This window comes from Glaciimonas sp. OK215, assembly GCF_057787885.1.
The window spans coordinates 5,280,292-5,303,136 of record NZ_CM173544.1; the positions used below are offsets into that span (position 1 = coordinate 5,280,292).

The window sequence follows — 22,845 nt, forward strand, 5'->3', positions numbered from 1 at the left end:
CCCCCTGATCGCCGCTGTCTGTTTTTTCGTCCTTTTTTAAAGCACGTCGCAGACAACGTTTTTTGCAGTCGACCACCGCTGTTCTACAATAGCGGCCTGGAGAGAAACATGACCGAACTCGAATTCAAATCGCTGGCCGCACAAGGCTATAACCGTATTCCGCTGATCGCCGAAGCTTTGGCCGATCTCGAAACCCCTTTGACGCTGTATCTGAAGCTGGCGCAAACCCAGCAGACCGGCAAGAATACTTTCCTGCTGGAATCTGTGGTTGGCGGCGAACGCTTTGGACGCTACTCATTTATCGGCTTGCCGGCATCGACGCTCTTGCGCAGCTATGGCACCCGTATCGAAGTCGTCAAGAACGACAAGATAATCGAGACCGCAGAAGGTAATCCGCTCGACTTCATCACCGAATTCCAAGCGCGCTACAAAGTAGCGATACGCCCGGGCATGCCGCGCTTCTGCGGCGGTCTGGCTGGCTACTTCGGCTATGACACGGTGCGTCACATCGAAAAACGGCTGGCAAACACTGCACCTAAAGATGACCTGGGCTTGCCGGACATTCAATTATTGCTGACTGAAGAATTGGCGGTAATCGATAATCTCTCCGGCAAGCTGTACCTGATCGTGTACACCGATCCGACTCAGCCCGAAGCGTTCTCAAAGGGTCGTCAACGCCTGAAAGATTTACGAGCGATGTTGCGCCGCCCAGCCGACGCGCCCGTCACATCCGCCTCGGTACGGACCGAAACCATACGCGAATTCAAAAAAGACGACTACCTGAAAGCCGTCGCCAAGGCCAAGGAATATGTCATGGCGGGTGACCTGATGCAGGTACAGATCGGCCAACGCATCAAAAAACCCTACGTTGATTCACCGCTCATGCTGTATCGCTCGTTACGTTCGCTGAATCCGTCGCCGTATATGTATTTTTACAATTTCGGCGACATGCAGATTGTGGGCTCGTCGCCAGAAATCCTGGTGCGCAACGAGCAAACAGCCGCAGCGACTGCAACGACCGAAGCCAAACGGAAAATCACGATCCGCCCACTGGCAGGAACCCGCCCACGTGGATCGACCCCGGAGCGCGACGAACAGCTGGCAATCGAATTACTCGCTGATCCAAAAGAAATTGCCGAGCACGTGATGCTGATCGACCTGGCACGCAACGACATCGGCCGCATTGCCGAAACCGGTAGCGTCAAAGTCACTGACCAGATGGTCATCGAAAAATATTCGCACGTGCAGCACATCGTTTCCAACGTCGAAGGCGTGCTGAAATCCGGCTTGTCGAACCTGGATGTCCTGAAAGCCACCTTCCCTGCCGGCACACTATCCGGCGCACCAAAAGTACGGGCGATGGAAATCATCGACGAACTGGAACTGACCAAGCGCGGTATTTACGGCGGTGCTTGCGGTTACCTGTCGTTCGGCGGTGAAATGGATGTCGCCATCGCGATTCGTACCGGCGTCATTAAAGACGGCATGTTGTATGTACAGGCAGCCGCCGGTATCGTCGCCGACTCGGTGCCTGAAACCGAATGGGAAGAAACCGAAAATAAGGCCCGCGCAGTATTACGCGCAGCGGAACAAGTGCAAGACGGTCTGGATGGAGAAATCTGATGCTGCTAATGATCGACAACTACGATTCCTTCACCTACAACCTGGTGCAATATTTCGGTGAACTCGGTGAAGATGTGCGGACCTTCCGCAACGACGAAATCACGCTCGACGAAATTGCTGCGCTCAAGCCGGAGCGCATCTGTTTATCGCCCGGCCCCTGCAGTCCAAAAGAAGCAGGCATCTGCGTCGAACTGCTGCAAAAGCTGGGCGGTACGCTGCCTATCCTTGGCGTCTGCCTGGGTCATCAGGCAATTGGCGAAGCCTTCGGCGGCAAAGTAGTGCGTGCTCAACAAGTGATGCATGGCAAAACTTCGCCGATTAACCATACTGGCGTCGGCGTCTTCAAGGGTTTACCTGATCCGTTCACCGTGATTCGCTATCACTCGCTGGCAATCGAACGCGCATCGCTACCGGACTGCCTGGAAATCACGGCGTGGACCGATGACGGTGAAATCATGGGCGTGCGTCACAAGACGCTGGATGTCGAGGGTGTGCAATTTCACCCTGAATCGATCCTGTCCGAACATGGCCATGCCCTGCTGAAAAACTTTTTGCAGCGTTAATCGATAATTGTACGTCGGGCTTAGCAAGCGCAACCCTACCTACAATCTCAAGAGGATTCCATGCCGATTACTGAACAAGAAGCGCTATTGCGTTGCATTGAACATCGCGAAATTTTCCACGACGAAATGTTGCACCTGTTCCGCAAAATCATGAAAGGCGAAATGTCGCCAGTCATGATCGCAGCCTTGACGATGGGCTTGCGCGTCAAAAAAGAAACCATCGGCGAAATCGCCGCCGCCGCGCAAGTCATGCGCGAATTCGCGACCCCGGTTCCCACCACGAATACCAGCAACCTGCTCGATATCGTCGGTACTGGCGGCGATGGTGCGCAGACCTTCAATATTTCAACGGCAACCATGTTCGTCGCCGCAGCCGCCGGCGCCCGCATCGCCAAGCATGGCGGTCGCAGCGTGTCATCGTCGTCCGGCAGTGCCGATGTACTGGAATCACTCGGGGCCAATATCAATCTGACACCGGCACAGGTCGCGCAGTCGATAGACCAAACCGGCATCGGTTTCATGTTCGCTCCGAACCATCATGCGGCGATGAAATATGCAGCGCCGGTGCGCAAAGAACTCGGCGTGCGCACTATTTTCAATATTCTGGGACCGCTCACCAATCCCGCTGGCGCGCCGAATATCCTGATGGGCGTATTTCATCCTGACCTGGTTGGGATACAGGTGCGCGTGTTACAACGACTTGGCGCCCAGCGCGCAGTGGTGGTCTGGGGCCGCGACAACATGGATGAAGTCTCGCTCGGCGCGGCAACGCTGGTGGGTGAACTGATCAATGGCGAAATTCATGAATATGAAATACACCCTGAAGATTTCGGCATGCAAATGATCGCCAGCCGCAATCTGAAGGTTGCCAATTCGATCGAATCAAAAGAAAAGATTTTTGAGGCACTCGGCGACGTGCCGGGCCCGGCACGTGACATCGTCGCGCTGAATGCTGGCACGGCACTATATGCTGCAGGCATTAGCAACTCAATTGCCGATGGGCTGGTCAAGGCGCGCGAAGTGATGGCCTCCGGGGCAGCACGTGTCAAACTGGACCAGTTCATTCAAACCACACGAGCACTTGGCGCCAGCGCCTGAAACGCATAGTTCGCATTCAGCGTGCGCGCCGGGAACACGAAAGGAACACCAACATGTCCGATATTCTGAATAAAATTCTCGACATCAAAGCCGATGAAATCGCTCGCGCGAAAAAACAGCGCGACCTCGCCAGCCTGCGCCGGGAAGTCGAAACCGATGCCGACGCCCGGAATAACTTGCGTGATTTTGAAGCCGCACTGCGTACCAAGATCGATGCCGGCCACGCTGGCGTCATCGCCGAAATCAAAAAGGCGTCACCGTCCAAAGGTGTGATTCGCCCTAACTTCCACCCTGCCGATATCGCCGTCGACTACGCCGCGCATGGTGCCGCCTGTTTATCCGTGTTGACCGATGAAAAATTCTTTCAGGGTTCGCCGGAATACATGCAGCAAGCACGTGCCGCCTGCGCGCTCCCAGTGTTGCGCAAAGATTTCATGATTGATCCGTATCAGATTTATCAGGCGCGTCATTGGGGTGCGGACGCGATTTTGCTGATCGTCGCCGCGCTCGATCACGGCTTGATGGCAGAGATGGAAGCAATCGCGCTTGAGCTTGGCATGAGCGTGCTGGTGGAAGTCCACAGCGCCGAAGAACTGACCGCAGCGCTCAAGCTAAAAACAGCGCTGCTGGGCATCAACAACCGCAATCTGCGCACATTTGAAACATCCCTGGAGAACACGCTGACGTTGCTGCCGCGCATTTCACCGGACAAGCTGGTAGTGACTGAGTCCGGGATCCAGACGGCGGATGACGTGAAGCGCATGCGCGACGCCAATGTCCATGCATTTTTGGTAGGTGAAACGTTTATGCGTGCGCCGGAGCCCGGAGTTGAGTTGGCGCGCTTGTTTAACACCTAAAGAAGCGGATACATTTATGGGGCGGAGGGCGCTATGCTTTACCGCCTTCGTCATCACCGCGATGCAGCGACTTCCCCCATCCAATAGACATTCAGCTTGTCCAGTTCACGGGCGATGCCAACAGCTTTGCCCGGATTCCACTGCTCTCGCGGGGCCGCAACAAATGCGGAACTGCATTTTCCAAAAGAGTGCCGCAAATCAACGCTTCACCAAGCCCGGCACATTTGCCGCGACAGCATCAAGACTGAGGCGGCTTACCGATGTAATGCGGATTGGGTGAGGTGCTGCTAGTTATCAATACTGACAGGTATTTTTCTGCCACCGCATGTACTCATGACACTAGGCGGCTAATGCTTCTCAAGTTGCTCCTGTCCCAGGCTACCGTTTCAAAATAATTCCACATAGAAATAAAGTGCTAGGATGGTAACAAAGCCTCAAGTGCCAATAGAGGCTCATGGCCATTTGTCGTCATTAGCTTGCTCTAGGCTGCATAGCCAAAAAAATTGAACTCGCTGAACGATGACGTTATTCAGAGCGCCACAGGTTTTTTGAATTTAAAAGGAGGGACCAATGCCTATCGATTTCGAATGGCCAATACCACCGCACTTCGAGTTGACCTCTACATCCACAACGAATAACAGCAAGGTGCCATGCATTGTTACCTTGAACGATGGGCACCAGAAAGTCGGCAAGCTGGTACGTTTTGACCCGGAAGCATCAATTCTCGAGTTTCATCCCGATCGTGCTGTCGACAAGGTTCGTATCGGGTTTTCCAGCATCCAAAGTATCCGCCTAACACACCCTATAGAACTGAAAAGGCTGGAATTACCTTTAGCGGCAGGAATACACGAAGCTCCCCCGATCTCCATCAAGAAAAAGTGCATGGTTTTCTTCAAGGATGGGGAGCGCTTGATATCTGAAACAGAAGGTTTCGTTTCGCGAGAAATCGGGCTTTTTCTATTTGTTGCCAGTACTGGCAACAACGTCTTACGTTGGTTCATTCCGGCTGAAGCGATTGCCAGTTATCAGATTGGCGACAAGCTTGGCAAGATGTTAGTAGACAAGAAAATTGTGTCGGCGGGTGCTGTTGATGCAGGCCTGAAAAAACAAAGCGAGCTCCGGGCATCCAAGCTGGGGGACTATCTGCAGCGGGAGCATCTGGTCACAGAACAGCAAGTGGAAATGGCCCTGAAAAGACAAAAATCGATGCCTCATCTCAGACTTGGGGAAGCATTGATTCACGAGAACCTGATCACCGAAGAACAACTCGTGCAAGCGCTCCAGAGGCAGGCGGCGGACCGGAAGATGCATTTAGGCGAAATTCTTTGCGACATGGGTGTCGTCGACAAGGAAATCATCAAGAGAGTATTGGCACAAAAACTTGGCATTCCTTTCGTTACTTTGCCCAAATTTCAGTTCGACCTGAACCTGATTAGGATCGTCCCTGGAGACCTCGTACGCAAATACACCGTGATGCCGCTATACCGAGCACAGTCACGTATGGTGGTCGCGATGGAAGACCCCCTGTCATCGGACGCATTGCAGGCATTAGCGTTTTACACCAAGCACACGATTGATCCCGTCATGGCATCCGAGGAGGACTTGGTCACTGTCATTTCGAAATTTTATAGCACGCAGGGAGAACGTCAGAATATTGCTGATTTGGTTTCAAGATTAGACGAGGGTAACGGCATCGAAATGGGTCAGGTTGTGGATGAGGTGATTACAGAATCCGACAACACAATGGTTCGCCTGGTCAACAAGATTATCCTCGACGCGTTTGAACAAGGCGCGTCTGACATCCATATCGAAACAATGAAAGGGAATGAGCCCAGCCAAGTCCGGTTTCGCAAAGATGGCGTCATGATTGATTACTCCGACATTCCGGCGAACTACCGCAATGCTTTGATTTCTCGTCTTAAAATCATGAGCCGTCTGGACATTTCCGAGAAACGACGCTCGCAGGATGGGAAGATGAATTTTGAGCAGTTTGGTCCGGCCAAAATCGAGCTTCGCGTAGTAACCATGCCCACTACCGAAGGTCTCGAAGACATCGTCATGCGCATCCTTGCCGCTCCCAAGGCGCTGTCTTTAGCTGCAATAGGTCTGACCCCCTCTGTGCTGGAAAAACTCCAGAAACTTGCCATCAAGCCTCACGGGCTCTTATTTGTCTGCGGCCCGACCGGGTCAGGCAAGACGACAACGTTGCATTCCTTACTCAGTTACATCAACACCCGCGACCGCAAAATATGGACGGTCGAAGACCCAATAGAAATTACCCAAAAAGGTCTGCGACAAGTTCAAGTGCATGCAAAAATCGACTGGACTTTTGCCACCATATTGCGCAGCTTTTTGCGCGCAGATCCTGATGTCATCATGGTAGGGGAAACACGTGATCCAGAAACCGCCAGGACCGTCATTGAAGCGTCACTCACTGGTCATCTGGTGTTTTCAACCATGCATACCAACAGTGCGGTGGAAAGCGTTGTAAGGCTGTTGGATCTCGGTCTGGATCCGTTTAATTTTGCAGATGCGTTACTGGGGGTCGTCGGTCAAAGACTCACACGCAAATTATGCACAACCTGCCTTCAGCGTTATGCCGCCACCGATGAGCAAATCCAAATGCTTGCTTATGAATATTGCTTCGAAACAGAACTCCGACAGGACGAGATAATAGCGGGATGGCACAAGCAATATGGACGGGACGACAACTCACTAATATTATGCAAGGCGGTGGGCTGCGAAAAATGCGATAAGAGCGGTTACAAAGGTAGATTAGGGGTGCATGAGTTGCTGCTTAACACGGCCGCTATCAAGAAAAAAATACATGCGAAAGCAAATGTCCCTGAGATATTGCAAACCGCCATCAGTGAAGGTATGCGTACCTTAAAACAAGACGGGATAGATAAGATATTTCAGGGGTTAACCGACTGGGAGCAAATAAGAATGCTATAGGGAGAGGAAGATCGAAAAACATTCCCCTTCCCGCTCAGACGGTGCGGGGATTTTATCCAGAAACAATCAAGAATTATTTACCTTCTCCTCTCGCCGCGATTGCTGATCAGCTGCCGCCGTGGCCGCCATGCTTTCGCAATACAATTTCAAGGCCATGATCTCCCGCGACACTTCCACAGGAAAACCTTTGCGCGTCCCTCTTTGATCCAGCAAGAGTTCGACGAACAACTTCTCGCAGACCGAAGGTCTCATCCAGACTTCAGCAAAATGGTTGGCGATACGCGGAAAATTTTTCACTAGCCACAGGGGCCAGACCTCGGTCGGCAACGTCAGCAGCCAGTTATAGGTTGCCTCCTCCAATTTCAAATCGGAGGGACCTACCAAACGACGCAGGTGCTCCCAGTTTTTTTCTTGTCTGGCACGTAGGTCATCTTCATCGAGTACGGCTCTTGCTTCCCATATCGCGACTTTTTCGAATGGAATTAAGTCCATAGTGCCTCCCCAAAAATTGTGGGCGGTCGAGCCGGATGTGGCGCACCTGACGCAACAATAAGTCGCGAGGCATCCCATTCAGCACACTCGACCACCGCTGAGATTGTATTGCCCTACGGAATCATATTTTACACCGGTCTAGTTGCCCTACGTCGACCGAATCCGTTGGTTTGCATTTTCATCGCATGGTCCATTTGCGGCTCCCCAATTTATGCGTACCGAGCAGAAAACCCAGACTATCATCTCGGCACTCTTGGCACCCCATTTTCTCAGTAGCCGCCAAGACATAAGTTTGCTGCAGAAAAGGCGATGTGAGTGCCAATCAATGACGGCCTGCCTCAGTTTTCAGGGCAAGCATTGTTTCAGCAACCACCACGAGCGGTGACATATAAGCTGAATTCCACTAACTTCGGCAGACACTTCTGACCGACTTGGGGCCGATTTGAGGCATTCGCAATCGGACATATCCGGCCCTAAAACCGAGGGCGTGGTTAGCGTCCTCGTTGTAGCTCTCATGCCAACTATAGGGTGTCGATTTATTTGCCGATTTGCTTACTGACGGCGTTTTCCTGCTGGTTCAAAGTCCGTTGTTCCTGTTTTGTGATGTGTCCGCCGTTTTGCGCCGCCATGTCGCGTTCTTCCTGGCGAATCCGCTTATCGTCTTTATGCAATGTCTTCGCTTGGCCAGGGGTCAACTCCCCTTCCTTTACTTCGTTGTGAATGCGCTTGTTCTGATTTTGAAGACGATTGTTGACCTGCTCACGGCGCGGATACTTTTTTTGCCAGGCAGTATCAGCGAAGCTGCTGGTAGTGGCTGTGGCCAATACACCCAACACGGCGATCATGGCGGCGGCTTTACTCAGATCTTTTGTATTCAACATGATTATTTCCCTAATTTTAAATGGCGATGGTTGCATGGCTCTGATTTGACTGGTGCCATGGTTCCCTTAGCGTTCAAATCCGATGACAAGTTGACGCATTAGATGTGTCAACTGTATCGAATTGTTTCAGCTTTCCAATCCTCGCATCGCGGGTATATCTGCAACTTAACCAAAATCGGATTACCAAATTTGTTTAATTTAACCGAAAGACTTAGCGGCGTGCCGTAGCGCCTCCCGGTTCACGTCCAGACCGCGTCCACGTCGCACATATTTGGCCAGCGCGCGATCCCCAGTGGCAGCGTCACATCGATGCAACTGGTCGTACGGCGAAGGGCATTTGTTGAATAGTTCTGCGATGTAAAAAAGAAGGGAGGCATTGCCCAGACGGCGCGTCTTGAAAGACTCTGCAAGGGTTTCCCCGGATTCCGTATGTTCGGAAATTTTGTTTTTTGCCGGCGATGCATTCCGCTTAATTCGCGCCAGCGTGGGCCAATTCCGCACATAACACCATCCGTTTTCCGATTGGCGTTCTAATGCAATACGACAGCGACGCCCACGGCATCACCATGCGCAAAGTAAAGAGATTGCAGCAGCACAGGGACAAGCTAGTTAAACCAACGATGAACTTTGATGAGACGCAATGGAAATTTACTATTGATAAACACATTGCTCAATAATAAATTTGTGTGTCATCTACTTCACGGATGATTGGTTTGACAATACCTATAGTGGGTATTAATATACCCGTTATGGGTATTTATGCAGACGCACTATTTACGAAGACGCAACAGCGGGTGCTGGCCGTGCTATTTGGCCAGTCGCAGCGGTCGTTTTATGCCAATGAAATTATTGGGTTGGCGGCGTCGGGTTCTGGTGCAGTGCAGCGGGAGCTAGCGCGGCTGGAAGCGTCGGCCCTGGTGACCGTGCGGCGGGTAGGAAATCAAAAGCATTACCAGGCCAACCACGAAGCACCGATATTTGAAGAGCTGCGCGGTATTGTTCTGAAAACGTTCGGTGTGGCCGATGTATTGCGCGCAGCACTTCACTCACTGTGGCCGCTGGTGGATCTGGCGTTTGTCTACGGTTCGCTGGCCAAGGGCACCGAGCATGCCGGAAGTGACGTTGATTTGATGGTGATTGGAGCAGTGCCATCGAATGCGGAATTACTTGAAGCGCTATTGCCAGCTCAGGCGCAGCTGGGACGCGTGGTGAACCCGACGCTCTACACACCGGACGAGTTTACGCAACGCGTGCGCGATGGCAAGTCTTTCATCGTCAGGGTGCTAGAGCAGCCTAAAATCTTTGTCAAAGGATCCGAACAGGACATTACCCGACTCGGCAGCGCTGGCTAATTTAGCGCGCATTGGTAAGCTCAAGGCGGAACCGCCTGATGCACGGGAGCGGGCTGGCTTGTTGCGCTCTGCCAGCGTGCGACTGCAGGATGCCAGACAACCCATCCTTTCATTGGAAAGCCGTTTTGATCTTGCCTACAATGCCGCACATGCTGCCGCGTTGTCTGCCCTGCGTGTCCATGGCTACCGCAGCGAAAACCGTTACCTAGTCTTCCAGTGTCTCGAGCATACGCTGGGATTCAAGCCGGAGCAGTGGTTGTTGCTTAATCAGGCGCACAAAAAACACAACCTGCCCGAATATGAAGGTAACCTCGATGTCACAGAGAGCTTCGTCGAGGAGCTGATCGAGCATGTCGCATACTTGATTGTTGCAGCGCAGGCGCTGGAGACTACATCATGATGGAAAACGCATCATCCCAGTCGGTAGCCGTGGATAGACTTACTAAGATTTTTCCCGCAACAAGGTGACAAGTGAGGACCGCAATTTCGTCATGACGAAATGAGGACCGGTTAAGGTGGGCCACCTTGACTACGCTCGTCTATCCTGCATTAGCTACAACGTACTCCAATTTTTTCGTCATGACGAAAAAACGCACCCACTTCTACGGAAAACAAATATTCAGAGGGGGCACTTTTAGCGGCCAATTTATATTGGAATTTTACGCACTGTATCGGTACGTAAGCGGTCCCGGCGGCACACAACATGCATGACCCTGTTGATGTGGCTATGTTTTTTTATTCAATTCCACATTTCCAGATCTTGTTGCCGGCGCTGGTACGAATTGACCGCTGCGCCGGTTCTGGCTGACCTTCTGTGCAGGCCCGCGCGGACCTATCCTGATGGCATTGACCTCACGGTTCGTGAATGACCGACTGAACCGTGTCTCGACAGGCAGCAAATGTTAAGGGTTGTACGATGGCCGATAGCAGGCTGTTTACGAGCGGCCAAAACCGCAATTTGTCGAAGTGGTATTCGGAGGAAATTCTAATGCTAATAGCGAATTGCGGAGCAAAACCTAGATTGCGGAGCACAAGAAAAAGGCCCACAGAACTGTGGGCCTTTTAGAATTGGTGCTGGCTGCAGGACTTGAACCCGCCACCCCCTGATTACAAGTCAGGTGCTCTACCAGATGAGCTAAGCCAGCAAAACTGCGAGAACAGAATTATACATTACTTAATTCGCGTTAGGGTAGGTCTTCCACCTTTTTTTGGTGGTTCCGGATCTTTTTCTGGATCCGCACCACTTCCTTTATCCCCCGCATTCGCGCCTGGCGATGGTACCGAGGTCAAGGTTGGTACTGCGGCAATCGCTGGCCCCTTGGTCGGCGCACTTTGCTCGTCAACGTCAGCGGACTCTGCTTCAGCATGCTTCGACACTTCGAATGCCATACCCTGGCCATTTTCACGCGCGTAAATTGCGATGACGTTTTCTACCGGCACCGAGATTTCACGTGAGACACCGCCAAAACGTGCGTTGAAATTGACAAATTCATTGTCCATTTTTAGACCGCTGGTCGCTTCGAAACTGATGTTCAGCACGATCTCGCCATTTTTGACGAACTGCTGAGGCACCCGCGTGTGCGCATCTACCTGGGCCGCCAGATAAGGAGTGAAGCCGTTGTCGGTACACCATTCGTAAATGGCGCGTAACAAATAGGGTTTGGTAGAAGTTTCAGACATCATCAATACGAAGGAAATGCAAATGTGAGCTTGAGGTTTGGTGTGCGCATGAAGCCGCATGCGTGGCTTGCAATACTGAGACACAGCAAATCGCGGTAAAACCTGAACAATACACGCTATACAAAATCGTGCAGCTGCTTACCCAGCAACTGCACGCTACAAACGATTAACGACGCATGACCTTTTCGGATGGCGTCAGCGCTTCGATGTAGGCTGGACGCGAGAAAATACGTTCAGCATATTTCATCAATGGTGCGGCAGTCTTTGACAGCTCGATGCCATAGTGATCCAGACGCCACAACAACGGTGCAATGGCGACATCCAGCATCGAGAATTCGTCACCCAGCATATATTTGTTCTTCAGGAACAAAGGTGCCAGAGTCGTCAAACGATCACGAATTTCTGCACGCGCGGCTTGATGACTTTTTTCTGCGCTCTTGGTTTTTTCATTTTCCAGGACGTGCACGTGAACAAACAATTCTTTTTCGAAATTGAATAGCATCAGACGCGCACGTGCGCGCATCAGCGGATCTGCCGGCATCAATTGCGGATGCGGGAAGCGCTCGTCGATGTATTCGTTGATGATGTTCGATTCATACAAAATCAGATCGCGCTCAACCAGAATCGGCACCTGGCCGTATGGGTTCATGGTTGAGATATCTTCCGGCTTGTTGAACAAATCGACATCACGGATTTCAAAGTCCATGCCTTTCTCGAACAAAACGAGACGGCAACGTTGCGAAAATGGGCAGGTTGTACCTGAATAGAGAACCATCATTTTATAGTTCCTTAAAAACAAAAGGGTGAGGCTCGATACGGCTCACCCTGAAACGCATGCCCGCAAAGACGCGGGCATGAAATATTATTTGACGTCTTTCCAGTACGACGCATTCAAGCGCCATGCCAAAACGAAGAACAGACCGAGGAACAGCAGAACCCACACCCCCAAACGCTTACGGGTATTTTGTGTTGGCTCGCCCATCCACTCCAAGTAAGACACCAGATTTGCAACAGCAGTCTCGTACTCCAATGGCGTCATTTTTCCTGGCGTCACTTGTTCGAATTTGACAAATTTATGCTCCACTTTGTCTTCTTCGTGCGGATCCTTGACGTCTTCAAACTTGGCAGTACGAACACCTTCCAGCTCCCACAACACATGCGGCATGCCTACGTTCGGGAATACCAAGTTGTTCCAACCAGTCGGACGGGTGTCATCCTTGTAGAAGGTACGGAGATAAGTATACAGCCAATCAGGACCTGAGCCAGCCTCGGACGCTTTGGCACGGGCGATCACCGACAGATCCGGTGGTGCTGCGCCAAACCAGGCTTTGGCATCCTTCGGCGACATCGCGACGTGCATCAAATCGCCCACTTTATCACTGGAGAACAACAGGTTGGCTTTGATCTGGTCTTCAGTCAAACCGATGTCCCGTAGACGGTTGTAACGCATCGACGCCGCCGAGTGGCAGTTCAAGCAATAGTTAACAAACAGCCTGGCGCCACTTTGCAAAGCCGACAGGTCTTTCGTGCGATCCGGTGCATGATCCAGCGGAAAACCACCTTCACTCGCAAAAACAAGCGCTGGCAGCAGTACAAGAGTCGCAATCAAACTTTTTAGCAATTTCATGTTTATGTCCTCTTCGCGGCTTAATGCGGGTGATAAGTAACGCGATCAGGCACTTGCTTGAACGTGCCCATTGCGCTCCACCATGGCATCAACAAGAAGAAGCCAAAGTAAATGAAAGTGCACACCTTCGAGACGATCCCGCCGATAGCCGATGGCGGTTGCACGCCCAGATATCCGAGAATCACGAAAGTGATCCCAAACAAAATGTAGACGTATTTGTGCCAGCTTGGGCGATAGCGAATCGACTTCACTTTAGAGTGATCCAACCATGGCAAGCCTGCCAGGATCATGACGGAAACACCCATCATTACCACACCAAAGAACTTCGCATCAAACACAAACATCGCCGCAATAATGACCAGACCGACAACTGTTGCAATCATTTTCACAAAAGCACTCAGGTTGGATTTCAACCACAGCAGTGCAACAAAAGCGGCAACAGCGGCTTGCAAATAGATAATGAAGTCCGACGTTACAGCACGCAAAATCGAGTAGTACGGTGTGAAGTACCAAACCGGCGCGATATGCGGAGGCGTTTTCAGCGAGTCAGCTGGAATAAAGTTGTTGTACTCAAGGAAGTAACCGCCCATTTCCGGGCCGAAGAACAGCACTGCACTGAACACGATCAGGAACACGGCAACCGCCATGACATCATGTACCGAGTAGTAAGGATGGAAAGGTACGCCATCCAGCGGAACGCCCTTGGCATCCAGCTTTTCTTTGATTTCAATGCCGTCAGGGTTGTTCGAACCGACTTCATGCAACGCGACGATGTGCGCTACAACCAGGCCGATCAATACCAGCGGAACGGCGATCACGTGGAATGAGAAGAAGCGGTTCAAGGTTGCATCGGACACAACATAGTCACCACGAATCCACAGCGACAGATCAGGACCGATGAAAGGAATCGCGCCAAACAGGTTGACGATAACTTGTGCGCCCCAATATGACATTTGGCCCCATGGCAACAAATAGCCCATGAACGCTTCGCCCATCAGGCACAAGAAAATGCCGACGCCGAACAGCCAGACCAGTTCACGCGGTTTGCGGTAAGAGCCGTACAACAGGCCACGCACCATGTGCAGATAGACCACGATGAAGAATGCCGATGCGCCGGTCGAGTGCATATAACGCACCAGCCAGCCCCAAGGCACATCACGCATGATGTATTCAACCGACGCGAATGCCAGCGTTGCTTCCGGCTTGTAATGCATGACCAGGAAAATACCGGTAACGATCTGAATCACCAACACCAGCAGCGCCAGCGAACCGAACGCGTACCAGAAGTTGAAATTCTTCGGTGCGTAGTATTCGGAAAGGTGTGCCTTCCAGGTGGAAGTCAGCGGGAAACGGGCATCGACCCAGTTCAGCGCTTTATCGGCCATCGGCGCATTGGCCGGCAGCTTCTTTTCTTGGAATGCCATGATTAAGCCTCACCTTTCTCGTCTTTACCAAGCAGAATCCTGGTGTCCGACAAGTACATATAACGCGGAACATCAAGATTGTTTGGTGCAGGCTTGTTCTTGAAAACACGACCGGCCAGATCGAAAGTCGAGCCATGGCATGGGCACAGGAAACCGCCTTCCCAGTCATCCGGCAAAGAAGGTTGCGGGCCGGGCGTAAACTTCGACGATGGCGAGCAGCCCAGATGCGGGCAAATACCAACCAGCACCAGCGTTTCCTCGTGGCCTACGTGGCCACGGTTATTCGACTTGTTCTTGCAATAGTCAGGAAGATCCATGGTGTATGGCTTGAGCGACTCCGGATCGGCGACTTCGGAAGCGGTATGCTCCAGTCCCTTCAATTGCTCCGACGTACGTTTCATGATCCATACTGGCTTACCGCGCCATTCAAAGACCTGCATTTCTCCGGGTTTAATGCCGGAAATATCCACTTCCACTGGCGCTCCCGCAGCTTTTGCGCGCTCGGACGGCTGGAAGGTAGACACAAAGGCCCCCGCTGTGGCCAATCCGGCCACGCCACCCGCCGCACACGTAGCGACGAGCAAACCACGTCGACCTGAATCGACCTGCTTTTCGATACTCATACCAACCCCAATCAGTCAAAATACGAAACCTGCGTGAAACTTCTAGCAACCCTAGATTATATCGAAGCTGCACGCTGTTTTAAAGGAAATAGATACTCTCCTGCTTAAAATCGCGGAGTTTTTTGGCCGAAGCGTCCAGAAATTGGAACAATCAAGCGATTTTTCTCCTATCCCGGCCATAAATCTTGACGGCACCCCGGTTTCAGCATATATAAAAAACCACATCGCAATCTCCATATCAATCAAGGCGCGATATAAAATAATGTTTTATTGACACATTCACCTGGAGAAAACCCATCATGAGCATGCTGAACGAATTCAAGACCTTTGCGACCAAAGGAAACGTCATTGATCTCGCCGTCGGCGTAATCATTGGCGCTGCCTTCGGTAAAATCGTCGACTCCCTGGTGCAAGACATCATCATGCCGATTGTCGGCAGGGTTTTTGGCGGCCTTGATTTCTCGAATCACTACTTTGCGCTAAATGGGCAAGCTACGACATTAACCCTGGTCGAGGCGAAAAAAGCCGGTGCGGTATTGGCATACGGCAACTTCCTCACCATTTTGCTGAATTTCCTGATCCTGGCCTTCATCATTTTTCAGATGGTGCGCCTGGTCAACAAATTCAGAACTGCGGCAGCACCAGCTGCAGATCCTGAAAGCACTGTGTTGTTGCGTGAAATTCGCGACTCCCTGAAAAATAAGTAACCGGCGACAAAGCTTTCACATTCGTCAAAGCCCGTTTCGATAACGGGCTTTTTGTTTGGTCGGCATAAAGAATGCGGCAGGTAAAATCGATAGTAAAAAGTTGCCCCAACAACAAGCATGCGTTAATCTGTTCTTGTGTAGCATTCAGCAACACCTGCGCCAAAACCTGCTTGCTCCGTACGTGCCATCCATGACTGCAGGCGACCGCCCGGATGTTAAGCAAGTGTTGAATCACTCGGCACCCACGCGAAGGAGATTGAATTGTCTTCCTCTGATCTGCAACCGGCACAACTGAAAATCTGGCTTGCCGCGGTTGCCCACAAAGACACCAGTGCCTTTCGTGCCCTCTATGACGCCACATCGTCGAAACTGTTTGGCTTCGCGCTGCGTATATTGGTTAAACGCGAGGCGGCCGAAGAGGCCTTGCAGGAAAGTTTCATCAATATCTGGAACAACGCGGGCAGTTATCAGGCTAGCCTTGCGGCGCCGATGACCTGGATGACCACGATCGTGCGCAACAAGGCATTCGACATCCTGCGTCGCACCGACCATGATGTTGAGATCGATGCCGACACTTTTGACAAGGAGGTCGTGAGCGCCATGGAAAGCGCCGATCCGACACCATTGGAAGCATTACAGTTGAGCGCAGATTCGAAGGCACTCGCGACCTGCCTGGCGCGGCTGGAAGGCTTGCATCGACAAGCCATAGCATTGTCTTTTTATCACGACCTGTCTCACAGCGAAGTCGCAGATCAAATGAAACTCCCCATCGGCACCATCAAAACATGGATCCGGCGCGGATTAGAGCGATTACGGACCTGCCTAGGCAAGCTGGAGCGAATTTCATGAATATTCTTCACAACCAGGCATTGATGGACAAACTGGCAGCAGAGTATGTGCTTGGCACGCTGCGTGGCGGCGCTCGCCGGCGTTTTGACAACTATCTGCTCCAAAGCGCAGCACTGCGCCTGACTGTCGCTGAATGGCAGGATCGCTTGCATCCGATGGCTGAACTGGCGCCCGTTGCCCAACCATCTGTCGCTGTCTGGCAGGCCATCGAAAAACGTCTGGACTTGCAGATCATTGCAGCGCGACACCGCAAAGCTGCGTTCTGGCTGTCGTTACGCGAAGACCTGAGTTTCTGGCGTGGGCTGGGCCTGGTATCAACAACGGCGGCTTTGATTTTGGTATCGCTGCTACTGACCAAACAATTGGCTCCGATCCCGGTCGCCCCTGCTTACATCGCCATGTTAAGTGACGACAAAGCAACACCTGTCGCGGTCGTCACCGCTGCACAAGATGGCCGCATGGTCGTAAAAGTCGTGGCGCCGCAACAGGTGGCGGCCGACAAGAGCCTCGAATTGTGGGCAGTACCGAAAGATGGCCCGCCGCGCTCCTTGGGCCTGCTTGTTGCAAATGGCAGCGTGACCTTACCTTTGCCGGCTAACGCCACACCGCAATCAATACCGTTACTGGCGGTAACGCTGGAGCCAAAAGGCGGTTCGCCGAATCCAAATGGACCAACCGGACCGATAGTATTCAAGGGCGCCTGGGTGCAAATTTAGCTTGCGTGTTGCCGCACGCAGCGTGCCGGTGCGTCGCGGCTTGCCAAGTTCCCTGGCGTGCCGCCTGCAGAATGCACAGGCTCCCGGATAGCTTAATGGTGATTGCCCATCGTAATAATCCGCATCGCAAATCGATAGATGAAAAAAGCCAAGCCGTACCAAAGCCGTCGGCGCCACGGGATATTGACGAATTCCTCCGACTGCACCTCTACGCCATCGGCAATTCCCGCTTCGATTTTCCGGCGCAGCGCCTGGGAAAATCCCGCATCCCGGATCACCACGTTCGCCTCCTGATTCATCAACAGGCTCAAACCATCGTAGTTACTGGAGCCGACCGTGGCCCACTCCTCATCCACCACTGCTACTTTGGCATGCAACGCGGTCTTGCGATATTCGACGATTCTGATCCCGGCCCTGAGCAGCTTAGGATAATAGGAATGCGTAACAGCGTCCTGCAGACGGTAATGCCCGACCCCAAGCAGCAAGGTGACCTTGACGCCACGCTGAGCGGCGGATACCAGCGCCTGGCGTAATTTGCGGCCCGGCGCAAAATACGGATTCGCCAGCAACGCACTTTCACGGGCATGCCCCAGTGCTTGCATGTAAGCACGCTGGATCGTCCGCCGATTGCGCAAATTGTCGCGGATCACCAGACCCGCCAACGCCGGCCCGTGTACTGCGATGAGGACACCAAAACGCGCACGTTTGAATGCACGCCAACGGGCCCGTAATTTCATCCCGCCCATGCGCATCCACTGGGCCTCCAGCTCGGCATGCACTAGCGGCGCCAACGGTCCGGTAATGCGTACCGCGAAATCCCAGCGCGGCGCCGGCAATGGCAGATGCAGGCCGTCATCGGTGAACATGTCGTCGTTAATGTTGATACCGCCGACAAAAGCTATTTGCCGATCCACCACACACATCTTGCGATGCGTGCGTACCATGCCGCGGCGGAACCAGGGATTGAAGACCCGATGCCTGATGGGCGTATGAAGAAATTCCTGACCCAGCAATGTGGAATGGGCGCGGCCGGTGCCAAGCCAGTCGGTCACCACTCTGACGGCCACCCCCCTTTTCGCAGCACTCTTAAGTGCTTCCTTAACCTGTAAGGCGGTCTCATCGGCGGCAAAAATATAGGTTTCCAGATACACCTCATCGCGCGCTGCATCGATGGCGGCAATCAACGCCGGGAAAAACTCTGCGCCGTTTTGCAATAGAGCGATGTGGTTGTCGGCGCTAAAGCTTACCGGGCGCATAGGCGCAACAAAAGACGGATCGTCATTGGAAAAATCGGTTAGGGGTTAGCGCCTGGAGCGCCACTGTATGGCGTAGCGGCGCGTTAGCTATTTCAGCTGCAAGGTTGCCACGATCGGGGCGTGATCCGATAACTTGGCCCACGCAGGACCGTGTAATACCTCGGCTGATTCTACCGCAAAGCCGCGCAGATAAATCCGATCCAGACGCAGCCACGGCAACGCGGCAGGAAATGTGCGCGCAGGTTTGATGCTGGGCGACAGATTCGCTTTGGTACCCGGTTCACGCCCCATCAGCTTGCGCAAATAATACCCAAGACCATGTATCGCAATCCGCTCGTCAAAAATTTCGGCGACACCCAGTCGCTCCCGCAATAATTCACTAAGGCGATTTCCCCAGTCGTTGAAGTCGCCGGCGATAATCAGCGGAGCATCCGGTGGCGACGAACTGCGCACCGCTTCGATCAGCGCCGCCGTTTGCCGCCGCCGGCCGCCACCGAACAAACCCAGATGGACCACATAACAATGCACCTCCGCCTCGGGTGTTTGCAGCACGCAGTGCAAAATACCCCGCGCCTCATAAGAGTGATCCGAGACATCCTGGTTGGTCTGCGAGGCAATCGCAAAGCGGCTCAGCAACGCATTACCATGATGACCATGGTCGTACACCGCGTTCATGCCGTACGCCACATGATGCGAATCACCGGCAAGAAAGTCCTGCTGCGACTGCTCCGGCCAATGCGCCGAATGACGTGCCGCCATCAAATCATGGCGCCCTTGCACTTCTTGTAAAAAAAACACATCCGCTTCCATCAGCGCCAGCGCCTGCTTCAACGCATGCACGCGCGGACGACTACCGAAGGAAGAGACGCCTTTGTGAATGTTGTAGGTCGCAATGCGTAGCTTCATGGGTTCTGCTCTGAATGGAATAACAGCGCTGTCCCTGAGGAATGATCAACTAAGTCTTCAGGTCACGCAAATAATGTGGGAGTTGCAAAATCGCTTCAGCATTCGACGGCGAGAAACATAGATCCGCCGCCGCCCGGTGGGGCAACCAGCGATATTGCACATGTTCACGCGGCGCCAATACGATGCGGGTGTCCGCCAGCACCAGCAAACTGAATACATGCTCGGTGTTTTTGGTTACTCCCGGCGCATACCGATGACGCCACGTGGGATAGATGTCGTAGACGTTGGAAAGTTGCCAGTCATGCAGATTCGACAACGGCACCTGGTCATCGCTGACAACGATGCCGGTTTCTTCTGCCACTTCACGGATCGCAGTCTGTATCAGGGGCTCATCCGGGTAGTCTTTGGAGCCGGTGACGGATTGCCAAAAATCGGCTCTATCGGCACGCTCAATCAATAAGACCTGCAAATCAGCGGTATGGATGACGACGAGAACGGATTCGGGAATTTTATACATGCACAGGCTAAGCGAATATCGACTATCTGGTTAGAAATAAGGCTGGCAGCCAACTGCCCTCAACTATAAACCGATTTCTCGCCGCAATAAAAAAGCGCGGTTTCCCGCGCTCTTTTTGATGTCGGCCGCTACATTACGACACGACTTTAGCTTCTGGCATACGCAGGCGAATATGCAATTCTTTCAACTGCTTTTCGTCGACTACCGATGGCGCCTGGGTCAACAAACATTGCGCACGCTGGGTTTTCGGGAAGGCGATCACGTCACGAATCGACTCCGCACCAGTCATCATCGTCACGATACGATCCAGACCGAAGGCCAGGCCACCGTGCGGCGGCGCGCCGTATTGCAATGCGTCCAGCAGGAAACCGAACTTGAGCTGCGCTTCTTCAGCATCGATCTTCAACGCACGGAATACCTTGCTTTGGACTTCAGCGCGGTGGATACGGACTGATCCGCCGCCCAGCTCCCAACCATTCAACACCATGTCGTAAGCTTTGGCGATGCACTTGCCTGGATCGGTTTCCAGGTAGTCTTCATGACCGTCCTTTGGTGCGGTGAATGGATGATGACAAGCATTCCAGCGCGCGCCGTCTTCGTCGTATTCGAACATCGGGAAGTCAACCACCCAAAGCGGACGCCAGGTATCGTCGAACAAGCCAGCTTGCTTGCCGAACTCGCTGTGGCCGATCTTGACGCGCAATGCGCCGATGGCATCGTTGACAACTTTAGCTTTGTCGGCACCGAAGAAAATCAGGTCGCCGTCTTGCGCGCCGGTTTGTTCGATGATTTGCGCCAATGCTGCATCGTGCAGATTCTTGACGATGGGCGATTGCAAGCCGTCACGGCCCTTGGCCTTTTCGTTAACCTTGATGTAAGCCAGGCCGCGCGCGCCGTAGATCGCGACGAACTGGGTGTAAGCATCAATTTCGGAGCGTGGCATCGCGCTGCCGCCCGGGACGCGCAGACCGACCACGCGGCCGTTTTCCATGTTCGCGGCACCCGAGAACACCTTGAAATCGACATCCTTCATCACTGCGGTCAGATCGGTGAATTCAAGCTTGACGCGCATGTCCGGTTTGTCGGAACCGTACATTGCCATCGCCGTTGCGAAGTCCATCACCGGGAACGGATTCGGCAAGTCGATATCGAGTGCATTCTTGAACACCAGACGAATCATGCCTTCAAACATGTCGCGGATTTCCTGTTCCGACATGAACGATGTTTCGCAATCGATCTGGGTAAATTCCGGCTGGCGATCAGCACGCAAATCTTCGTCGCGGAAGCATTTGGTGATTTGATAATAACGATCGAAGTTGGCCACCATCAGCAATTGCTTGAATAATTGCGGCGATTGCGGCAGCGCGAAGAAATGACCGGCGTTGACACGCGAGGGCACCAGATAATCGCGCGCACCTTCTGGCGTCGACTTGGTCAGCATCGGCGTTTCGATATCGATGAAGCCGTTGGCATCTAGGAATTTACGCACTTCCATCGTTACCTTGTAACGCAAACGCAGATTGTTTTGCATCTGCGGACGACGCAGGTCCAGCACGCGATGGGTCAGACGTGTGGTTTCCGAGAGATTGTCGTCATCCAGCTGGAACGGTGGCGTCACCGATGGGTTCAGCACTTCCAGTTCGTGCGCCAGCACTTCGATCTTGCCGGATTTCAGATTATTGTTGACGGTACCGTCCGGACGGCTGCGCACCACGCCGGTGATACGCAGACAGAATTCGTTTCGCACCACTTCGGCATTCTTGAAGACGTCAACACGATCCGGATCGCAGACCACCTGCACCAGACCTTCACGGTCACGCAGGTCGATAAAAATCACACCGCCATGGTCGCGACGACGATGTACCCAACCACACAGGCTGACGGTCTGGTCGAGAAGTGCCTCAGTGATGAGGCCGCAATATTGGGTTCGCATGGACATATTCAGTTCTTCCGAAGTTCAGGTGTTAAGTTCAATGAGTCTATAAATTTGTCTGTTCGTTGCTAGCGGCTCGCTTATGCATAGGCAAGGCTAGCGTGTTGTCTGAACAGGATCGGTAACGAGTTTTTTATCCAGACGCTCGGGTGGCGCCACGACACCCATCGATATGATGTATTTCAATGCTTCATCGACACTCATGTCGAGTTCCACCGTATCCGCGCGCGCCACCATCAGAAAAAATCCCGAGGTCGGATTCGGCGTCGTCGGCACATACACGCTGACGTAATCGCCCAGCAGATGATTGGTCACATCACCACCGGGAACACCGGTCAAAAACGCGATCGTCCATGATCCCTGACGCGGATATTCCACCAGCAACGCTTTCCGGAAGGCATTGCCAGACGATGAAAACAACGTGTCAGACACTTGCTTGACGCTGGAATAGATCGAATTGACTACCGGAATGCGCGTCACCAACGCTTCCCACAGCAACACCACCTGGCGACCGATGAGATTGTGTGATGCCAATCCTGTAAAGAAAATGATCAACAAAGTCAAAATGGTGCCGAGACCCGGGATATCAAACCCGACCAGCGCTTTTGGCCGCCATTGCACAGGGAGGAACAACAACGACTGATCCATCGTGCCAATGATCAGATTAAGAACCCATAGCGTAATCGCCAGAGGAACCAGAACCAGTAGACCGGTGATGAAATATTTACGCATGGCTTTCTTTATCGGGTGCGGCTGGCAATGCCAGCCTTGCCCACGATGGTTTGG

Annotated in this window: 23 protein-coding genes and 1 tRNA gene; 11 read left to right on the forward strand and 13 right to left on the reverse strand. The window is 52.8% G+C overall.

The genetic code is table 11. From position 1 onward, the window contains the following. Positions 1-108: 108 nt before the first annotated feature. The 5 genes from trpE (at position 109) to AC3CHX_RS24310 (ending at position 7,096) form a co-directional block, all read left to right on the forward strand. Positions 109-1,623, forward strand: a complete 1,515-nt coding sequence (gene trpE, locus AC3CHX_RS24290; protein WP_488630530.1) for an anthranilate synthase component I — start codon at positions 109-111, stop codon at positions 1,621-1,623. After that, entirely contained in the window at positions 1,623-2,186 is a 564-nt protein-coding gene (locus tag AC3CHX_RS24295) for an aminodeoxychorismate/anthranilate synthase component II (RefSeq protein ID WP_488630531.1), read from the forward strand. The genes trpE and AC3CHX_RS24295 overlap by 1 nt, the downstream gene beginning before the upstream one ends. 60 nt (positions 2,187-2,246) lie before the next feature. Beyond that, entirely contained in the window at positions 2,247-3,284 is a 1,038-nt protein-coding gene (gene trpD / locus AC3CHX_RS24300) for an anthranilate phosphoribosyltransferase (RefSeq protein WP_488630532.1), read from the forward strand. Positions 3,285-3,337: 53 nt separating this feature from the next. Beyond that, the gene (gene trpC, locus AC3CHX_RS24305; RefSeq protein ID WP_488630533.1) at positions 3,338-4,141 is read left to right on the forward strand and encodes an indole-3-glycerol phosphate synthase TrpC; all 804 of its coding nucleotides are present in this window, start codon (positions 3,338-3,340) and stop codon (positions 4,139-4,141) included. Positions 4,142-4,711: 570 nt separating this feature from the next. Further along, the gene (locus tag AC3CHX_RS24310) at positions 4,712-7,096 is read left to right on the forward strand and encodes a GspE/PulE family protein (protein ID WP_488630534.1); all 2,385 of its coding nucleotides are present in this window, start codon (positions 4,712-4,714) and stop codon (positions 7,094-7,096) included. Between the two features lie 66 nt (positions 7,097-7,162). Here AC3CHX_RS24310 and AC3CHX_RS24315 read toward each other — a convergent pair whose 3' ends face one another. Together AC3CHX_RS24315 and AC3CHX_RS24320 are read right to left on the reverse strand one after the other, a co-directional pair. Then, positions 7,163-7,588, reverse strand: a complete 426-nt coding sequence (locus AC3CHX_RS24315) for a hypothetical protein (RefSeq protein WP_488630535.1) — start codon at positions 7,586-7,588, stop codon at positions 7,163-7,165. 536 nt (positions 7,589-8,124) lie between these two features. After that, a complete protein-coding gene (locus tag AC3CHX_RS24320; RefSeq protein ID WP_488644922.1) occupies positions 8,125-8,433 on the reverse strand; it encodes a hypothetical protein in 309 nt (102 codons plus the stop codon). A 569-nt stretch (positions 8,434-9,002) separates the two neighbouring features. Here AC3CHX_RS24320 and AC3CHX_RS24325 point away from each other — a divergent pair. The 3 genes from AC3CHX_RS24325 to AC3CHX_RS24335 all read left to right on the forward strand — a co-directional run bounded on the left by AC3CHX_RS24325 (position 9,003) and on the right by AC3CHX_RS24335 (position 10,221). Continuing rightward, the gene (locus AC3CHX_RS24325) at positions 9,003-9,146 is read left to right on the forward strand and encodes a hypothetical protein (RefSeq protein ID WP_488630536.1); all 144 of its coding nucleotides are present in this window, start codon (positions 9,003-9,005) and stop codon (positions 9,144-9,146) included. Between the two features lie 72 nt (positions 9,147-9,218). Next, positions 9,219-9,821: a nucleotidyltransferase domain-containing protein gene (locus AC3CHX_RS24330; RefSeq protein ID WP_488630537.1), complete on the forward strand. Its 603-nt coding sequence runs from the start codon at positions 9,219-9,221 to the stop codon at positions 9,819-9,821. A 58-nt stretch (positions 9,822-9,879) separates the two neighbouring features. After that, positions 9,880-10,221 carry a hypothetical protein gene (locus tag AC3CHX_RS24335; protein ID WP_488630538.1) on the forward strand — a complete coding sequence of 114 codons (342 nt, stop codon included), beginning with the start codon at positions 9,880-9,882 and terminating at the stop codon, positions 10,219-10,221. Between the two features lie 669 nt (positions 10,222-10,890). Here the strand turns inward: AC3CHX_RS24335 and AC3CHX_RS24340 are convergent. From AC3CHX_RS24340 to petA, 6 genes are all read right to left on the reverse strand, one after another. After that, positions 10,891-10,966: transfer RNA gene (locus AC3CHX_RS24340), tRNA-Thr, on the reverse strand. A gap of 25 nt (positions 10,967-10,991) precedes the next feature. Then, positions 10,992-11,501 carry a ClpXP protease specificity-enhancing factor gene (locus tag AC3CHX_RS24345; protein ID WP_488644923.1) on the reverse strand — a complete coding sequence of 170 codons (510 nt, stop codon included), beginning with the start codon at positions 11,499-11,501 and terminating at the stop codon, positions 10,992-10,994. 166 nt (positions 11,502-11,667) lie between these two features. Further along, positions 11,668-12,279, reverse strand: a complete 612-nt coding sequence (locus AC3CHX_RS24350; protein ID WP_488630539.1) for a glutathione S-transferase N-terminal domain-containing protein — start codon at positions 12,277-12,279, stop codon at positions 11,668-11,670. Between the two features lie 84 nt (positions 12,280-12,363). Further along, the gene (locus AC3CHX_RS24355) at positions 12,364-13,128 is read right to left on the reverse strand and encodes a cytochrome c1 (protein ID WP_488630540.1); all 765 of its coding nucleotides are present in this window, start codon (positions 13,126-13,128) and stop codon (positions 12,364-12,366) included. Positions 13,129-13,148: 20 nt separating this feature from the next. Further along, positions 13,149-14,555: a cytochrome b gene (locus tag AC3CHX_RS24360; protein ID WP_488644924.1), complete on the reverse strand. Its 1,407-nt coding sequence runs from the start codon at positions 14,553-14,555 to the stop codon at positions 13,149-13,151. Beyond that, positions 14,555-15,175: a ubiquinol-cytochrome c reductase iron-sulfur subunit gene (gene petA, locus AC3CHX_RS24365; protein ID WP_488630541.1), complete on the reverse strand. Its 621-nt coding sequence runs from the start codon at positions 15,173-15,175 to the stop codon at positions 14,555-14,557. Before petA ends, AC3CHX_RS24360 begins: the two co-directional genes overlap by 1 nt. A 299-nt stretch (positions 15,176-15,474) precedes the next feature. Here petA and mscL point away from each other — a divergent pair, with 299 nt between their 5' ends. The 3 genes from mscL (at position 15,475) to AC3CHX_RS24380 (ending at position 17,447) form a co-directional block, all read left to right on the forward strand. After that, positions 15,475-15,882, forward strand: coding sequence for a large conductance mechanosensitive channel protein MscL (mscL, locus tag AC3CHX_RS24370; RefSeq protein WP_488630542.1), 408 nt, complete (start codon positions 15,475-15,477; stop codon positions 15,880-15,882). A 261-nt stretch (positions 15,883-16,143) separates the two neighbouring features. Continuing rightward, positions 16,144-16,731, forward strand: a complete 588-nt coding sequence (locus AC3CHX_RS24375; RefSeq protein ID WP_488630543.1) for an RNA polymerase sigma factor — start codon at positions 16,144-16,146, stop codon at positions 16,729-16,731. After that, positions 16,728-17,447: an anti-sigma factor gene (locus AC3CHX_RS24380; protein WP_488630544.1), complete on the forward strand. Its 720-nt coding sequence runs from the start codon at positions 16,728-16,730 to the stop codon at positions 17,445-17,447. The genes AC3CHX_RS24375 and AC3CHX_RS24380 overlap by 4 nt, the downstream gene beginning before the upstream one ends. A gap of 92 nt (positions 17,448-17,539) precedes the next feature. On the opposite strand, the gene AC3CHX_RS24385 is transcribed toward AC3CHX_RS24380, so the two are convergent. The 5 genes from AC3CHX_RS24385 to AC3CHX_RS24405 form a co-directional block, all read right to left on the reverse strand. After that, complete coding sequence (locus AC3CHX_RS24385) at positions 17,540-18,703, reverse strand: phospholipase D-like domain-containing protein (protein WP_488630545.1); 1,164 nt, start codon at positions 18,701-18,703, stop codon at positions 17,540-17,542. An 87-nt stretch (positions 18,704-18,790) separates the two neighbouring features. Beyond that, a complete protein-coding gene (locus AC3CHX_RS24390; RefSeq protein WP_488630546.1) occupies positions 18,791-19,609 on the reverse strand; it encodes an endonuclease/exonuclease/phosphatase family protein in 819 nt (272 codons plus the stop codon). Positions 19,610-19,658: 49 nt separating this feature from the next. Then, positions 19,659-20,126 carry a dihydroneopterin triphosphate diphosphatase gene (gene nudB / locus AC3CHX_RS24395; RefSeq protein ID WP_488630547.1) on the reverse strand — a complete coding sequence of 156 codons (468 nt, stop codon included), beginning with the start codon at positions 20,124-20,126 and terminating at the stop codon, positions 19,659-19,661. Positions 20,127-20,259: 133 nt separating this feature from the next. After that, positions 20,260-22,065: an aspartate--tRNA ligase gene (gene aspS / locus AC3CHX_RS24400; RefSeq protein ID WP_488630548.1), complete on the reverse strand. Its 1,806-nt coding sequence runs from the start codon at positions 22,063-22,065 to the stop codon at positions 20,260-20,262. A 90-nt stretch (positions 22,066-22,155) separates the two neighbouring features. Then, positions 22,156-22,791 carry a DUF502 domain-containing protein gene (locus AC3CHX_RS24405; RefSeq protein ID WP_488630549.1) on the reverse strand — a complete coding sequence of 212 codons (636 nt, stop codon included), beginning with the start codon at positions 22,789-22,791 and terminating at the stop codon, positions 22,156-22,158. Positions 22,792-22,845 lie beyond the last annotated feature (54 nt).

Excerpts from the sequence above, each read along its gene's own strand:
- trpC (WP_488630533.1), top strand. The coding sequence starts at position 3,338 with ATGTCCGATATTCTGAATAAAATTCTCGACATCAAAGCCGATGAAATC.
- trpD (WP_488630532.1), top strand. The coding sequence starts at position 2,247 with ATGCCGATTACTGAACAAGAAGCGCTATTGCGTTGCATTGAACATCGC.
- AC3CHX_RS24310 (WP_488630534.1), top strand. The coding sequence starts at position 4,712 with ATGCCTATCGATTTCGAATGGCCAATACCACCGCACTTCGAGTTGACC.
- AC3CHX_RS24345 (WP_488644923.1), bottom strand. The coding sequence starts at position 11,501 with ATGTCTGAAACTTCTACCAAACCCTATTTGTTACGCGCCATTTACGAA.
- AC3CHX_RS24295 (WP_488630531.1), top strand. The coding sequence starts at position 1,623 with ATGCTGCTAATGATCGACAACTACGATTCCTTCACCTACAACCTGGTG.
- mscL (WP_488630542.1), top strand. The coding sequence starts at position 15,475 with ATGAGCATGCTGAACGAATTCAAGACCTTTGCGACCAAAGGAAACGTC.
- petA (WP_488630541.1), bottom strand. The coding sequence starts at position 15,175 with ATGAGTATCGAAAAGCAGGTCGATTCAGGTCGACGTGGTTTGCTCGTC.
- aspS (WP_488630548.1), bottom strand. The coding sequence starts at position 22,065 with ATGTCCATGCGAACCCAATATTGCGGCCTCATCACTGAGGCACTTCTC.
- trpE (WP_488630530.1), top strand. The coding sequence starts at position 109 with ATGACCGAACTCGAATTCAAATCGCTGGCCGCACAAGGCTATAACCGT.
- AC3CHX_RS24385 (WP_488630545.1), bottom strand. The coding sequence starts at position 18,703 with ATGCGCCCGGTAAGCTTTAGCGCCGACAACCACATCGCTCTATTGCAA.
- AC3CHX_RS24320 (WP_488644922.1), bottom strand. The coding sequence starts at position 8,433 with ATGATCGCCGTGTTGGGTGTATTGGCCACAGCCACTACCAGCAGCTTC.
- AC3CHX_RS24315 (WP_488630535.1), bottom strand. The coding sequence starts at position 7,588 with ATGGACTTAATTCCATTCGAAAAAGTCGCGATATGGGAAGCAAGAGCC.
- nudB (WP_488630547.1), bottom strand. The coding sequence starts at position 20,126 with ATGTATAAAATTCCCGAATCCGTTCTCGTCGTCATCCATACCGCTGAT.
- AC3CHX_RS24355 (WP_488630540.1), bottom strand. The coding sequence starts at position 13,128 with ATGAAATTGCTAAAAAGTTTGATTGCGACTCTTGTACTGCTGCCAGCG.
- AC3CHX_RS24390 (WP_488630546.1), bottom strand. The coding sequence starts at position 19,609 with ATGAAGCTACGCATTGCGACCTACAACATTCACAAAGGCGTCTCTTCC.
- AC3CHX_RS24405 (WP_488630549.1), bottom strand. The coding sequence starts at position 22,791 with ATGCGTAAATATTTCATCACCGGTCTACTGGTTCTGGTTCCTCTGGCG.
- AC3CHX_RS24325 (WP_488630536.1), top strand. The coding sequence starts at position 9,003 with ATGCAATACGACAGCGACGCCCACGGCATCACCATGCGCAAAGTAAAG.
- AC3CHX_RS24350 (WP_488630539.1), bottom strand. The coding sequence starts at position 12,279 with ATGATGGTTCTCTATTCAGGTACAACCTGCCCATTTTCGCAACGTTGC.
- AC3CHX_RS24330 (WP_488630537.1), top strand. The coding sequence starts at position 9,219 with ATGGGTATTTATGCAGACGCACTATTTACGAAGACGCAACAGCGGGTG.
- AC3CHX_RS24380 (WP_488630544.1), top strand. The coding sequence starts at position 16,728 with ATGAATATTCTTCACAACCAGGCATTGATGGACAAACTGGCAGCAGAG.